Below are 14,311 nucleotides of genomic sequence, written 5' to 3' on the forward strand. Positions count from 1 at the left end.
CTACGTGCGTAGAGGCTCTCTGACGCCGTGCCGAAGGAGCAGCTCATGACCGACGTCGTACGCGCCGCGCTCGTCCAGGCGACCTGGACCGGCGACACCGAATCCATGATCGCCAAGCATGAGGAACACGCCCGCGTGGCGGCCCGGCAGGGCGCGAAGGTCATCGGGTTCCAGGAGGTGTTCAACGCCCCGTACTTCTGCCAGGTGCAGGAGCCCGAGCACTACCGCTGGGCCGAGCCCGTGCCCGACGGGCCGACCGTGCGCAGGATGCGGGAGCTCGCCCGGGAGACCGGGATGGTGATCGTCGTCCCCGTCTTCGAGGTCGAGGAGGCCGGGTTCTACTACAACACGGCCGCCGTCATCGACGCCGACGGCAGCTACCTCGGCAAGTACCGCAAGCACCACATCCCGCAGGTCAAGGGCTTCTGGGAGAAGTACTACTTCCGCCCGGGCAACGCCGGCTGGCCCGTCTTCGACACCGCCGTCGGCAAGATCGGCGTCTACATCTGCTACGACCGGCACTTCCCGGAAGGCTGGCGCCAACTCGGCCTGAACGGCGCCCAGCTGGTGTACAACCCGTCCGCCACCTCGCGCGGCCTCTCCTCCTACCTCTGGCAGCTGGAACAGCCCGCCGCCGCCGTCGCCAACGAGTACTTCGTCGCCGCCATCAACCGTGTCGGCCAGGAGGAGTACGGCGACAACGACTTCTACGGCACCAGCTACTTCGTCGACCCCCGCGGCCGGTTCGTCGGCGACACCGCCTCAGACAAGACCGAGGAACTCGTCGTCCGCGACCTCGACTTCGGCCTCATCGAGGAGGTCAGGCAGCAGTGGGCCTTCTACCGGGACCGCCGCCCCGACGCCTACGACGGGCTGGTGCAGCCGTGAGCGGCCTCTACGCGCGCCACCGCGCCGTCATCCCCGACTGGGTCTCGCTCTACTACCGCGACCCGATCGAGCTCACCCACGGCGAGGGCCGCCACGTCTGGGACGCCGACGGCAACCGCTACCTGGACTTCTTCGGCGGCATCCTCACCACGATGACCGCCCACGCCCTCCCCGAGGTCACCAAGGCCGTCGCCGAACAGGCCGGGCGGATCATCCACTCCTCCACCCTCTACCTCAACCGCCCCATGGTGGAGCTCGCCGAACGGATCGCCGCCCTCTCCGGCATCCCCGACGCCCGCGTCTTCTTCACCACCTCCGGCACCGAGGCCAACGACACCGCCCTGCTCCTCGCCACCGCGTACCGCCGTTCCTCCCAGATCCTGGCGATGCGCAACAGCTACCACGGGCGCTCCTTCTCGACCGTCGGCATCACCGGCAACCGCTCCTGGTCGCCCACCGGCCTCTCCCCGCTGCAGACGCTGTACGTGCACGGCGGCGTCCGCCACCGGGGCCCCTACGCCGAGTTCACCGACGAGCGGTTCGTCGACGCCTGCGTCGCCGACCTGGAGGACCTCCTCGGCCACACCCGCGACGTCGCCGCCCTCATCGCCGAACCCATCCAGGGCGTCGGCGGCTTCACCTCCCCGCCCGACGGCCTCTACGCCGCCTTCCGCCGCGTCCTCGACCGGCACGGCATCCTCTGGATCGCCGACGAGGTGCAGACGGGCTGGGGCCGGACCGGCGAGCACTTCTGGGGCTGGCAGGCGCACGGCCAGGCCGGACCGCCCGACATCCTCACCTTCGCCAAGGGCATCGGCAACGGCATGTCCATCGGCGGGGTGGTCGCCCGCGCCGAGATCATGAACTGCCTCGACGCGAACTCCATCTCCACCTTCGGCGGTTCGCCCGTCACCATGGCCGCCGGCCTCGCCAACCTCACGTACCTCCTCGAACACGACCTCCAGGGCAACGCCCGCCGTGTCGGCGGCCTGCTCATCGAGCGGCTGCGCGCCGCCGCCGCGGGAGCCGCGTCCGTACGGGAGGTCCGCGGCCGCGGGCTGATGATCGGCATCGAACTCACCGAGCCCGGCACCGACCGCGCCGCCCCCGACACGGCCGGCGCCGTCCTGGAGGCGGCCCGCGCCGGCGGCCTGCTCATCGGCAAGGGCGGCGGCCACAACACCAGCGCCCTGCGTGTCGCACCCCCGCTCTCCCTGACCGTCGCCGAGGCCGAGGAGGGCGCGGCCATCCTCGAACAGGCCCTCCGGTCGGTCTAGCCCGCCGCCGGCGGGCCCCCGGCCCGGCCCCGCCCCGCCCGCCCGTCACCACCAGACCGCACCCGTCCCGTTCGCAGGGGAGAAGTCCGTGAGCAGCACCCGTACTCTCATCCGGGGCGGTCTGGTGATCACCGCCGCCGACGAGCTCCACGCCGACGTGCTCATCGAGGACGGCCGGATCGCCGCCCTCGCCGCCCACGGCTCCGACATCGCCGCCGGGTGGACCGCCGAGCGGACCATCGACGCCACCGACCGCTACGTCATCCCGGGCGGCGTCGACGCCCACACCCACATGGAGCTCCCCTTCGGCGGCACCGCCGCCTCCGACACCTTCGAGACCGGCACCCGCGCCGCCGCCTGGGGCGGCACCACCACCATCGTCGACTTCGCCGTACAGACCGTCGGCCACTCCTTGCGCGAAGGGCTCGACACCTGGTACGCCAAGGCCGACGGCGTCTGCGCGATCGACTACGCCTTCCACATGATCCTCTCCGACGTCGACGAGCACTCCCTGAAGGAGATGGACAAGCTGGTCCAGGAGGGCATCACCTCCTTCAAGCTCTTCATGGCCTACCCCGGGGTCTTCTACAGCGACGACGGAAAGATCCTGCGGGCCATGCAGCGGGCCTCCGCCAACGGCGGGCTGATCATGATGCACGCGGAGAACGGGCTCGCCATCGACGTCCTCGTCGAACAGGCCCTGGCCCGCGGCGAGACCGACCCGCGCCATCACGGGGAGGTCCGCAAGGCGCTCCTGGAGGCGGAGGCGACGCACCGGGCGATCCAGCTCGCCCGGGTCGCCGGGAGCCCGCTCTACGTCGTGCACGTCTCCGCAGAGGAGGCCGTCGCCGAACTCGCCGCCGCCCGCGACAAGGGCCTGCCGGTCTTCGGCGAGACCTGTCCGCAGTACCTGTTCCTGTCCACGGACAACCTCGCCGAGCCCGGCTTCGAGGGCGCCAAGTACGTCTGCTCGACGCCCCTGCGGCCGAAGGAGCACCAGGAGGCGCTCTGGCGCGGGCTGCGCACCAACGACCTCCAGGTGGTGTCGACGGACCACTGCCCGTTCTGCTTCAAGGGGCAGAAGGAGCTCGGCCTCGGCGACTTCTCCAAGATCCCCAACGGGCTGCCGGGCGTCGAGAACCGGATGGACCTGCTCCACCAGGCCGTCGTCGACGGGCACATCTCCCGGCGCCGCTGGATCGAGATCGCGTGCGCCACCCCGGCCCGGATGTTCGGCCTCTACCCGCAGAAGGGGACCCTCGCGCCCGGTGCGGACGCGGACGTCGTCATCTACGACCCGCACGCCCGCCAGACGCTTTCCGCGGCCACCCACCACATGAACGTCGACTACTCCGCGTACGAGGGGAGGACGGTCACCGGGCAGGTCGAGAGCGTCCTCTCGCGCGGCGAACCCGTCATCGACCGGCGCGCGTACGTCGGCCGCGCCGGACACGGCAGCTTCGTACCCCGTTCCACCTGCCAGTACCTGAACTAGGAGACCGCCCCGTGGACTTCGGACTCGTCCTGCAGACCGATCCGCCCGCCTCGCAGGTCGTCGGCCTGATGCGCCGCGCGGAGCGCAACGGCTTCCGCTACGGCTGGACCTTCGACTCCGCCGTGCTCTGGCAGGAACCCTTCGTCATCTACAGCCAGATCCTCGCCAACACCACCAAGCTCCACGTCGGCCCCATGGTCACCAACCCGGGCACCCGCACCTGGGAGGTGACGGCCTCCACCTTCGCCACCCTCAACGACATGTACGGCAACCGGACCGTCTGCGGCATCGGCCGCGGCGACTCCGCCATGCGCGTCGCCGGCCGCAAACCGAACACCCTGGCCCGCCTGGGCGAGGCCATCGACGTCATCCGGGACCTGGCGGAGGGACGGGAGGCGACCGTCGACGGCAACGCGATCCAGATCCCTTGGATCAAGAACGGCAAGCTGCCCGTCTGGATGGCCGCGTACGGGCCGAAGGCCCTCGCCCTGGCGGGCGAGAAGGCGGACGGCTTCATCCTCCAGCTCGCCGACCCGTTCCTCACCGAGTGGATGGTCAAGGCGGTCCGGAAGGCCGCCCGGGACGCCGGCCGCGACCCCGACGCCCTCACGATCTGTGTCGCCGCCCCGGCCTACGTCACGGCCGACGACTCCCCAAAGGCCCTGGCGCACGCCCGCGACCAGTGCCGCTGGTTCGGCGGCATGGTCGGCAACCACGTCGCCGACCTGGTCGCCAAGTACGGTGAGCACTCCTCGATGGTCCCCGAGGAGCTCACCGCGTACATCAAGGACCGGCAGGGCTACGACTACTCCCACCACGGCCGCGCCGACAACCCCGACACCGCCTTCGTCCCCGACGAGATCGTCGACCGCTTCTGCCTCCTGGGCCCCGCCGAGGCCCACCTCGCCAAGCTCCGCCACCTGAAGGACCTCGGCGTCGACCAGTTCGCGGTCTACGCCATGCACGACGACCGCGAGGGCACCATCGACGCCTACGGCTCCGCGGTCATCCCGGCGCTCGGCGCCTGATCCGGGCGGCTCCCGCTGGTGCGACGAGATCTCCTCACCCGTCGGCCGCGCGCCCGCCGTCCGGCGCCCAGCTCCCGCGCAGGTGGCCGATCTCCACGGCGACGGCCTCCCGCATCAGGGTGCGGGCGTGGCTCACGGTGAGGGCGTCGGTCAGCCACCGGGTGCTCAGGCCCTCCAGGAGGGCCGTCAGGCGCTCCGCCGACGCCGTCAGGGTCGGGGCGGGGGCCGCGGGGCAGGCCTGGGCCAGCAGGGCCGCCACCTCGTGCACCCAGGTGAGCCCGGCCCTGGCCAGGTCCGCCCGCAGCTCCGGCTCGAAGACCGCGCTGGCCCGCAGCTCGCCCCAGGCCGTGCTGTTCTCCCGCACCTCGGGGAGGTCCTGGAACTCGAGGAGCAGTGACCGCTCCAGCTCCTGGTGCGGGTCGAACGGGCCGTCCGCCCCGTCCAGGTCGGCGGTGTAGCGGTCGGCCCGGTCGCTGATGAACTCCAGCGTGTGGCGCAGGATGCCCGCCCGGTCCTTGAAGTGGTAGTAGATCAACGCGGTGGACACCCCCGCTTCGGCGGCCAGTTCCTCGACCCGCAGCCCGCGCACTCCCCGCCGGGCGATGACGCGGGCGGCCCCCTCCAGAATTGCCGTTCGGCGGTCCGTCGCCACTCTTTCCTCCTCCTGGTCCCGGCGATTGTCTCATGCTGACTGAATCTTCAGTTCGCGTATTGACTGAAAATTCAGTCCGGGCCAGGATGACGGCGTCCTCCCGTCCCTCCTCAGGGGAGTCCCATGAACACGCCAGCCCCTTCCCGACGCCGGCTGCTCCAGCTCGCCGCCGCCGCCGTGCCCCTCGCCGCTCTCGGGGCCGCACTGCCGACGGTCGCCCGCGCGGCCACCGCGCCGTCCGGCGCCACCCTCCGGATGCCCGCCGAGACGGACCCGCACGTCCGCACCTTCATGGCCTGGCCCGCCCTGGCGTCCGTGTGGCCGCGCTCCCTCGGCGCGGTCCGCCGTGACATCGCCAACGTCGCGTACGCCCTCTCGCGCTTCGAGCCCGTCGTGATGCTGGCCCGGCCCGGTCAGGCCGCCGAGGCCCGCTACCAGTGCGGAAGCGGCGCCTCCTACGGCATCGAGGTCGTCGAGATCCCCAACGACGACCTGTGGATCCGCGACTTCGGCCCCACCTTCCTCGTCGCCCCCGGCGCCGTCGCGGGCGTGGACACCAACTTCAACGGCTGGGGCAAGGCCGGCACCACGTACGCCCAGCCCTACGCGAACGACGCCGCCGCGGCCGCGACCCTGCTCGGCCAGTACGGCGTCGACCGCGTCCAGGCCGCCTTCGTGGGCGAGGGCGGCTCCCTGGAGACCGACGGCCAGGGCACCCTGCTCGCCACCGTCAGCTCGCTGGTCAACGCCAACCGCAACCCGGGCATGTCCCAGGCGCAGGTCGAGCAGGCCCTGAAGTCCGCGCTCGGCATCGACAAGGTCGTCTGGGTGCCCGGCCTGGCGGGCCAGGACATCACCGACTGCCATATCGACTGCCTGGCCCGCTTCGTCGCCCCCGGCCAGGTCATCCTCGACAAGCCAGGCCCCAAGACCGAAGCCAAGTGGGTCGCCGTCTACGAGGAGACCAAGCGCGTGCTGCAGAGCGCCACCGACGCCCAGGGCCGCCGCCTCACCGTCACCGAGCTCCCCGGCCCGGACCGCGCCGCCATCCGCCGCAAGGGGGAGGACGGCTTCCTGTCCAGCTACACCAACTACTACACCGCGAACGGCGCCGTCCTGATGCCGCAGTTCGGCGACCCCCACGCCGACGGCGTCGCCTACGCGATCCTCCAGTCCGCGTACCCCGACCGGACCGTCGTCCAGCTCGACATCGACAACATCGCGAGCGGCGGCGGCGGCATCCACTGCGCCACCCAGTCGCAGCCGGTCGTCCCCCCGGCCGTCTGAGCCACACCCGCACCACACCCGTACCACGCGCCGGCCGCCGCCCCCGGGCGACGGCCGGCGTCCTGCCGGAGCAGAAGAGAAGAGGTGAGCGGCATGCGGGACCGCGTGTTCCGGACGGGCGCCGATCTCGTCCTCATCGCCGTGACCGGGGCGACGGTCGGCGCGCTCCTGGACTGGGACGGCTGGAGCTCCGTACAGGAAGCGCCGCTCGGCACCGCGGGCCGGCTCCTCATCGCCGCCGGCGCGGTGGTCGCCGTCCTCGCCCGCCGGGCGGCGCCCGCGACCACACTCGCGGGCGCCTCGCTGCTCGTCGCCCTGGAGCCGCTCACCGGCGGAGCCCTGGCCGCCGTGGCGTACACGGCCGGCGCGCGCTGGGCCCGCCTCCGCGGCCGGGTCCCGCTCCTGGCCGGGTGCGTCACCCTGCCCCTGGCGGTCACCGCGGCCGGCTCGGCCACGCGGCCGACCCCGATCCTGGAGTACGACGTGATGGTCGTCCTCGTCACCGGCATCGTCTGCGGGGTGCTGCCCGGTCTCGCCGGCGCCCTCGCCGGCCAGCGCGAGCGGCTGGTCCACGCCCTGGCGGAACGCAACGCCCACCTGGAGAAGGCGCACCACTCCGCCGAGGAACAGGCCAGGGCCCGGGAACGCTCCCGGATCGCCGGCGAGATGCACGACCTGCTCGGGCACCGGCTGAGCCTCATCGCCCTGCACTCGGGCGGCCTGGGGATGGCCACCGAGGGGGGCGACCCCGACGTCCACCGCAGCGCGCTGCTCGTGCACAGCACCGTGCGGCGCGCGATGGACGAACTCCGGGACATCCTGGGCGTCCTGCGCGCCGGGGACCCGGTGGCCGGCCCGGAGCCGCTGACGGCCCGGACCGGGACCCACGCGGAGCTCGTCGCCATGGTCGCCCAGTCCCGCAGGGCCGGCATCGCCGTGGACCTCGAATGGACCGGCACGGACCTGTCGGGGGAGAGCCCCACCGCCCGGCGGGCCGTGGACCGGGTGGTCCGCGAGGCGCTGACCAACGTGCACAAACACGCGGCGGCGGCCGACGTGCGGGTGGTCGTGCGCCGTGAGGCCCGCGAGGTGCGGATCGACGTGCGCAACGGGCCCGAGACGGCCGGCGCCAGCCCGTACCGCCTGCCCGGCAGCGACCTCGGCCTGGTCGGCCTGCACGAGCGGATCCGCCTCCTCGGGGGCACGCTGCGGGCCGAACCCGCCGACGGCGGCGGCTACGCCGTGGCCGCCCGCATCCCGCTGGGCGCCGGACCGGCCGTGGTGCGCACCCCCGCACCGCCCGGGCACCGGGCCGTCTCCGCCGAACGGACCTGGGGGGACCGGGTGGCCGCCGCCGCGGCCATGGTGCTCGGCGTCGCCGGCGTGGTCGCCCTGCAGTTCGTCACCCTCGCCTTCGTCCCCTGCCCCGACCTCCCCTAGACCGCGTGCCGCGCACCTTCCTCCCCCACGACCCGAGGCCCCGCAGTGATACGTGTTCTCCTCGCCGACGACCAGGACCTCGTCCGCGCCGGCATCCGACTGGTCCTCAAGCACGCCGACGACATCGAGGTCGTGGCGGAGGCGTCCGACGGCCCCGAGGCCGCCCGGCTCGCCGCCCGGCACCGGGTCGACGTGGCGATGCTCGACATCCAGATGCAGGGCACGGAGGACGGACTGGAGGCGGCCGAACGCATCGCCGGGGCGGCGCCCTCGGTACGGGTCGTCATGCTCACCACGTTCGGCGAGCACGCGTACGTGGACCGCGCCCTCAAGGCGGGGGCGATGGGCTTCCTGCTGAAGGACAGCACGCCCCAGGAGCTCATCCAGGCCGTCCGCCGGGTCGCCGGCGGCGCACCGGTCGTCTCCCCGCCGATCACCCGGCACCTCATCGACCACTACCTCGACCGCGGAGAGCCGCCGGCCGACCCCCGCGTCGGCCGGATCGCCGCCCTCACCGACCGCGAGCGGGACGTGCTCGCGATGGTGGGGACCGGCGCCTCGAACGCGGAGATCGGCAAGCGGCTGCACCTGGGGGAGGGCACGGTCAAGGCGTACGTGAGCCGGATGCTGACGAAGCTGGGCTGCGCCAACCGCGTCCAGGCGGCACTCCTGGCCCATGACGCCCGGCTCAGGCGGGGGGAACGCCGACCGGGGGCGTAGACGTCGGTGTCGGCGCCGGTATCCGTGTGGGTGTGGGTGTGGGTGTGGGTGTGGGGGTCGGCTTCGGATCCGAAGCCGGGGTCCGAGCCGGGGTTTCCGCCGGGGTCTCGGCCGGGGTCAGTGCCGGGGTCGGGGCCGGTCCTGCCCCCGCCGCGCTGAACGCCAGGAAGGCGCCCGCCGTTCCGGCGACGGCGGTCTTGGTCACGAGCGCGGTCCACGCGATCCGGCGCATCAGAGGCTCCTCGGGGGTTCGACCGCGTCCATCAGGCCGCGACCGGTGACGTTCTGGATCTGCAGTCCCGGACGGGCGTTGACCTCCAGGACGAGCGGCCCGCGGTCGGCGTCGACGACGATGTCCGCGCCCAGGTAGCGCAGGCCGGTCGCCCCCGCGCAGCGGCGGGCCGCGTCGAGGACCTCCGGCCAGTGCGGGACGGTCGCCCCGATGAGGCGCGCGCCGGTGTCGGGGTGGGTGTCGGTGGGCTCCTTGCCGACCAGCGCGTGGGTGATCCGGCCGGTGGGCAGGTCCAAGGCGGCGCCGATGGCCCTCTGGTGCAGGTTGGCCCGGCCGCCGCTGAACCGGGTGGGCAGCCGCAGCATCGCCAGCCGGGGCCGGTCCCGTTCGCAGATGACCCGGATGTCGGGCAGGCCCTGGTGGGAGAGGTGGGCCAGCCCCGGATGGGCCCGGATCAGCGGCTCGAACATCGCCCAGTCGCTGGGCCGCGGCGAGAACTCCCCGTCCACGATGCGGCGCAGCTGGTCGGCGACCACCGCCCGGGTGATCCGCTTCCCGGAGGAGGACGTCCAGTACGCGCGGCGGCGGCCGAAGGCCAGCAGGATGCCGTTGCCGCCCAGGCTCTGGTTCGGCTTGAGCGCCCAGGAGGCGGGCAGGGCGTCCCAGTCGAGGGCGGCGATCTCCCGCCGGGAACGCAGCACGGCGAGGGTGGGCGAGGTGGGGGCGCCGACCGAGGCCAGCGCCTCCTTGGTGGCGTACTTGTCGTTGACGAGCCGGATCGCGGCGGACGGGTTCTGCCGGGCGATCCGGGCGTTGCGCAGGTTCATGCCCATGACGGGGTCCCAGCTGCGGAGCCCGATCACGAGGCGCCCTCCTGGGCCCGGGCCGCGGGAGCGAACCGGAAGAGTTCGCTCAGGCGCAGTCCCCGGTACGTGCCGACGACCGCGGTCCAGACGGCGCAGACGACCGCGAGCTGGAGGGGGACCGCTTCGGCGAGCTCCCGCACGTACGGCGTGAGCAGGACCGCCGCCACCAGGACGGCGGTGCCCATGGTGAGGGCGGCCCCGGTGGCGGCGGCCCGGAGGCCGTCGAGGTCCCACGCCTCCCACAGGCGCTCGGTGACGATCGCCGTGACGACGATGGGCAGCGACATGCCCCAGGAGTCGGAGAGCCCGAAGCTGCCGAGGCCGAGCTGGGCGCCGATCAGCCCCGAGGTGACCACCGCGATCAGGACGCCGAGCCGGGCGACCCGGGGCAGATGGAGGCCGCGGAGCAGGGGTTGCAGGACGAAGCCGAGCGCGAACATCGCCAGGGTCAGGGGGACGCCCAGGGGCAGGCCGGACTGCGCGTACGCCAAGGCGAGCAGTACGGGGCTGAACGTGCCGAGCGTGTTGAGCCCGACGACGACCCGGAGCACCACGATCAGCAGGGCGGCCAGGGGCAGCAGCGCCATCATCGACACCGGGTCGATGGCCGGTGCCTTGGCGAACAGGATGCGCAGGGCCGAGGGCGCGGCCGTCGCGTCGGGCTGGGTGAGCAGCCGCTTTCCGACGGCGATGTGGAGGCCCTGCACGTCCTGACGCCCCAGCAGTACGGGGGTGTCGCGGCGGGTCCGGTTGTTGACGCTGGTCTTGGCGACGAAGGAGCGGCCGGCCAGGCGCACCGTGGTGTCCACCACCGGGCGTCTCTCGCGGCCGAGCGCCGAGGCCACGGTGATCTTGGGCGCCGCCGCCAGGTCGAAGCCGAGCTCCCTGGCCAGGGAGGTGTCCAGCGACGAGGCGGAGGCGCCGGTGTCGATCATGGCGAGGACTTCGGCCGACCGGCCGTCGGGCCCGCTGACGCGCACCATCTCCCGCTCGCCGACGACCTCGGGGCCGCGGCCGATGGGCCGGTCCGGGGAGCCGAGCACTGCGAGGAGGAGGACGCCCAGGCCGGCCACGGCCGCCAGCACCTTCACGAGGGCCGGCGCCTTGCGGAGCCGCCGCCCGGAGGACCCGTCCGTATACGTTTCGTTCTTCAGGAGGTCTTGCACGTCCCCAGCCTTCAGCGACGGCGGGGGCGGCCGAAACTGCCGATCGGCCATGACGGCGCAACGAAAGTGAGGACCTCCCAGGACGCCCGACGCCCGACGCCCGACGGCCCGAGACGTCCGACCGCCGACGCACGGACGCACGGACGCGACGGCCCGCCCGGTACGGGGTACCGGGCGGGCCGTCGCGTCGGAGGCGTCCTCGGGGCGCGGCCTCAGGGCGCGTCCGTGGGCGCGTCCGTGGGTGTGGCGGGGTCGGAGGGGGCGGGCGGTTCGGCCCTGATGCCCGCCACCACCACGGTGATCAGGCAGAACGCGACGATCGACTCCGCCCAGAGGAAGGCCAGGTAGTCGAGGAGGGAGCCGATGGGCGGGGCGCCCGGGGCCGTGTTGCGGAACGCGGCCAGGGCGAACAGCGTGGCGGCCATCCAGCCGAGGGCCGGCCAGGTCAGCCCCTTGCGGCGGGTGACCAGGTACCACGCGCCGATCAGCACCGACACGGCCAGCGCCCACATGGCCGCCATCATGAAGACGGCGAACACGAGCACGCTGTTGGACCGGGCGAGACCGATCTCGAAGACGGCGACCCCGTCGCTCTCGGAGGCGTCCACCGAGGCCGCGAAGAGCGCGTCGTTGTTGGTCAGCCGCATGCGGACCGGGACCTTCTCGCCCCCCTGCGTGGCGCCGAACTCCAGGGTCGTGTCGTAGGCGTCGAAGGGGTAGTCGGTGATCGGCCCGCCGGTGAGGGCCACCGGCACGTCCCGGGTGGAGATCCGGCTGTGGGCCTTGAAGGTCAGGTCGCCCCCGGTGGACGTCGAGGTCTGCACGACGAGATCCTCGGCGGGGGACACCCCGCCGGCCTCGGCGAGCGCACCGCGCGGCGTCACCAGGATCCGCAGCACCAGCTCCCGGCCGGCCGCGTCGACGCGCTGGAGGGTGGCGTCGACGTCGATCCGGTCGGGCTCCTCCTCGCCCGCCGAGTACACCGTGTCCAGGGCCTGGCGCTCGCCGAACTGCAGCCAGGCGCCCACCGAGACGGCCGCCACCACGGCGAGCAGGATCAGGCTGGTGACCAGCGTTCTCTTACGGGTGGGCCGTTGGCGCCGGTTCTTGGACACGGTGACTCCGAGGGTGCGTGCGGTCAGGCGGCGGGCTTGCCGGGCTGGTCGTGGGTGGAGCAGTGGATGCCGCCGCCGCCCGAGGCGATGGTGTCGATCGGGACCGGGACGATGTCCCGCTTGGGGAAGTGCTCCTGGAGGATGCCCTTCGCCCGGGCGTCGGCCTTCCGGTCGCCGAACCTCGGCATGAAGACGGCGTCGTTGGCGATGTAGAAGTTGGCGTAGGTGGAGACGAAGTCGTCGCCCTCGCCGGTGATCCTGTTCAGGTCGGGCTGCGGCAGGTCGATGACCTCGAAGCGCCGCCCGCGCGCGTCGGTGGCCCGGGAGAGCACGGACTTCGCCTGGTCGGCCGAGCGCGACCAGGAGTCGGCGGGGGTGCTGGGGTGCGCCCGGTCCAGCAGGACGACGCCGGGGGCGGTGAAGCGGACGAGGCTGTCGACGTGCGCGTCGGTGATGTCCTCACCGCGGACGCCCGCCAGCCAGACCACCTTCTCGACCCCGAGGGTGTCCTTGAGTCCGGCTTCGATCCGGTCGCGGTTCTTGCCCCGGTTGCGGTTGTCGTTGACGATCGAGCTCTCGGTGATGAGCAGGGTGCCCTCGCCGTCGGTCTCGAAGGAGCCGCCCTCGGCCACCAGCGGCGCCTCGACCCGCGGGATCCGGTACTTCCCCAGCAGCGTCTCGCCGACCAGGGCGTCGTTGTCGTGCCGCTGCTTGTCGCCCCAGCCGTTGAAGTTGAAGTCGACGCCGGTGACGACACCGTCCTCCTCGACGAAGACGGGTACCGTGTCACGGGCCCACAGGTCGTCGACCTCCAGCGGAATGACCTCCACCTGGGACCCGCACGCCCGCTGGGCCGCCTTCAGCTGGTCCGGGCGGGCCATCATCACGACCGCCTCGTACTCGCCGACGGCCCGCGCGATCCGGGCGATGTCCTCGCGTACGTAGCGCAGGTCGTCCTCCCAGACCGCCTCCAGGGCCGGCCAGGACATGAAGGTACGGGTGTGGCTCTCCCACTCGGCGCCCAGCCGGCGCTCCCCGCCCGACCCGGAGTCCGTGCCCGTGCTGCCGGCGGCGGTACCGGCCAGGCCGGGGTCGGCGGGGCCGCAGGCCGAGACGCCGAGGACGAGCGCGCTGATGCCGGCGAAGGAGCGGAGGGCGGAACGACGGGAAGGGAGGAAGGTCACGGTGGACTCCGATCGTGGACTGACGGGACGGAGGGCGTCCGGCCGAGGTGGGGGGCACGGGGGAGTGGGGGCGCGAGAGCGCCGGGCGAGTCCTGCTTCAAGAGTGCGTGACGCGAACCCCGAGCGCCGGTTGCCGCGACGGCGGGAACGGCCTCATGGTCCACACCATGGCACTGACTGGAATTTCAGTCAAACTGTGGGGGAGGTGTAGAGGCGTCTACGGGCTGGGTGGGCTGGGTGGGCTGGACGGGTTGGTTGGGCCGGACGGCGCGGGAGAGGTGCGCGATCTCCACCCCGATCGCCTCCCGCATCAGCGCGCGGGCGTGCCGCGGATGCAGGACCCCGCCGAGCCGGCGGGCGTCGAGCCCCTCGCGCAGCGCGGTCAGGCGCTCGGCCGAGGAGCTCAGCTCCGTCGGGCCCGCGGCCGGGCGCACGCGCGCGAGGAGGCCCGTGACCTCCCGGACCCGCGCCGCGCCGGCCTCGGCCAGCGCCGCCCGCAGCTCGGGCTCGAAGACCGCGCCGGCCCGCAGCTCGCTCCAGGCGGTGCTGTCGTCCGGCACCCCCGGGGTGTCCGGCACACCCGGGGTGTCAGGGAGCCCTCCCAGTAAGGCGAGCTCCAGGAGGACCCGCGGGTCGGCGGGGGCCGCGGCCCCGTTCTGCCCCGCCGTGTACTGTCTTGCCCGGTCGGTGAGGAACTCCAGGGTGCGTCTCAGGAGGCCGGACCGGTCCTTGAAGTGGTAGTAGACCAGCGCGGTCGACACCCCGGCCTCGGCCGCGAGCTCGTCGACCCGCAGTCCGCGGACTCCGCGCCGTGTCAGGGTGCGGGCTGCCGCCTCCAGGATGGCGGTTCTGCGATCCGTCGCCACGTGATCCCTTCCCGTGTTTCTGCCGACCATCGTCCCATATTGACTGAAACTTTAGTTAGGGGCACGATGCGGGGGCCTCACGACCCCTGCCGAAA

Annotated in this window: 13 protein-coding genes; 7 read left to right on the forward strand and 6 right to left on the reverse strand. The window is 72.9% G+C overall.

The window, feature by feature from the left end:
* The first annotated feature begins 45 nt into the window (after positions 1–45).
* The 4 genes from AB0Q96_RS10165 (at position 46) to AB0Q96_RS10180 (ending at position 4,688) form a co-directional block, all read left to right on the forward strand.
* Positions 46–888, forward strand: coding sequence for a nitrilase-related carbon-nitrogen hydrolase (locus AB0Q96_RS10165; protein WP_365323621.1), 843 nt, complete (start codon positions 46–48; stop codon positions 886–888).
* Positions 885–2,165 carry an aspartate aminotransferase family protein gene (locus AB0Q96_RS10170; protein WP_365323623.1) on the forward strand — a complete coding sequence of 427 codons (1,281 nt, stop codon included), beginning with the start codon at positions 885–887 and terminating at the stop codon, positions 2,163–2,165. The genes AB0Q96_RS10165 and AB0Q96_RS10170 overlap by 4 nt, the downstream gene beginning before the upstream one ends.
* Positions 2,166–2,253: 88 nt before the next feature.
* The gene (gene hydA, locus AB0Q96_RS10175; RefSeq protein ID WP_365323625.1) at positions 2,254–3,660 is read left to right on the forward strand and encodes a dihydropyrimidinase; all 1,407 of its coding nucleotides are present in this window, start codon (positions 2,254–2,256) and stop codon (positions 3,658–3,660) included.
* An 11-nt stretch (positions 3,661–3,671) separates the two neighbouring features.
* On the forward strand, positions 3,672–4,688 hold the full coding sequence (locus AB0Q96_RS10180; RefSeq protein ID WP_365323627.1) for a TIGR03842 family LLM class F420-dependent oxidoreductase: 1,017 nt from the start codon (positions 3,672–3,674) through the stop codon (positions 4,686–4,688).
* 34 nt (positions 4,689–4,722) lie between these two features.
* Here the strand turns inward: AB0Q96_RS10180 and AB0Q96_RS10185 are convergent, their stop codons facing one another.
* Positions 4,723–5,340: a TetR/AcrR family transcriptional regulator gene (locus AB0Q96_RS10185; protein WP_365323629.1), complete on the reverse strand. Its 618-nt coding sequence runs from the start codon at positions 5,338–5,340 to the stop codon at positions 4,723–4,725.
* A gap of 123 nt (positions 5,341–5,463) precedes the next feature.
* On the opposite strand from AB0Q96_RS10185, the gene AB0Q96_RS10190 reads away from it, so the two are divergent.
* From AB0Q96_RS10190 to AB0Q96_RS10200, 3 genes are all read left to right on the forward strand, one after another.
* Positions 5,464–6,627, forward strand: a complete 1,164-nt coding sequence (locus AB0Q96_RS10190; RefSeq protein WP_365323631.1) for an agmatine deiminase family protein — start codon at positions 5,464–5,466, stop codon at positions 6,625–6,627.
* 93 nt (positions 6,628–6,720) lie between these two features.
* Positions 6,721–8,067, forward strand: a complete 1,347-nt coding sequence (locus AB0Q96_RS10195; RefSeq protein ID WP_365323633.1) for a histidine kinase — start codon at positions 6,721–6,723, stop codon at positions 8,065–8,067.
* Between the two features lie 45 nt (positions 8,068–8,112).
* Entirely contained in the window at positions 8,113–8,787 is a 675-nt protein-coding gene (locus AB0Q96_RS10200; RefSeq protein WP_365323635.1) for a response regulator transcription factor, read from the forward strand.
* Positions 8,788–9,018: 231 nt separating this feature from the next.
* On the opposite strand, the gene AB0Q96_RS10205 is transcribed toward AB0Q96_RS10200, so the two are convergent.
* The 5 genes from AB0Q96_RS10205 to AB0Q96_RS10225 all read right to left on the reverse strand — a co-directional run bounded on the left by AB0Q96_RS10205 (position 9,019) and on the right by AB0Q96_RS10225 (position 14,216).
* On the reverse strand, positions 9,019–9,882 hold the full coding sequence (locus tag AB0Q96_RS10205; protein ID WP_365323636.1) for a sugar-transfer associated ATP-grasp domain-containing protein: 864 nt from the start codon (positions 9,880–9,882) through the stop codon (positions 9,019–9,021).
* Positions 9,879–11,051, reverse strand: coding sequence for a 7TM domain-containing protein (locus AB0Q96_RS10210; protein ID WP_365323638.1), 1,173 nt, complete (start codon positions 11,049–11,051; stop codon positions 9,879–9,881). Before AB0Q96_RS10210 ends, AB0Q96_RS10205 begins: the two co-directional genes overlap by 4 nt.
* Before the next feature lie 212 nt (positions 11,052–11,263).
* A complete protein-coding gene (locus AB0Q96_RS10215; protein ID WP_365323640.1) occupies positions 11,264–12,166 on the reverse strand; it encodes a DUF4436 domain-containing protein in 903 nt (300 codons plus the stop codon).
* Between the two features lie 23 nt (positions 12,167–12,189).
* Positions 12,190–13,350, reverse strand: coding sequence for an agmatine deiminase family protein (locus tag AB0Q96_RS10220; protein ID WP_365323642.1), 1,161 nt, complete (start codon positions 13,348–13,350; stop codon positions 12,190–12,192).
* 185 nt (positions 13,351–13,535) lie between these two features.
* Complete coding sequence (locus AB0Q96_RS10225; RefSeq protein WP_365323644.1) at positions 13,536–14,216, reverse strand: helix-turn-helix domain-containing protein; 681 nt, start codon at positions 14,214–14,216, stop codon at positions 13,536–13,538.
* Positions 14,217–14,311 lie beyond the last annotated feature (95 nt).

It is taken from the genome of Streptomyces sp. NPDC093111 (assembly GCF_040683955.1).
In the GTDB taxonomy this organism is placed as follows: Bacteria; Actinomycetota; Actinomycetes; order Streptomycetales; family Streptomycetaceae; genus Streptomyces.

What these genes read in the sequence shown, in the direction of transcription:
- AB0Q96_RS10165 (WP_365323621.1), top strand. Translation starts at nt 46, where the DNA reads ATGACCGACGTCGTACGCGCCGCGCTCGTCCAGGCGACCTGGACCGGC.
- AB0Q96_RS10190 (WP_365323631.1), top strand. Translation starts at nt 5,464, where the DNA reads ATGAACACGCCAGCCCCTTCCCGACGCCGGCTGCTCCAGCTCGCCGCC.
- AB0Q96_RS10195 (WP_365323633.1), top strand. Translation starts at nt 6,721, where the DNA reads ATGCGGGACCGCGTGTTCCGGACGGGCGCCGATCTCGTCCTCATCGCC.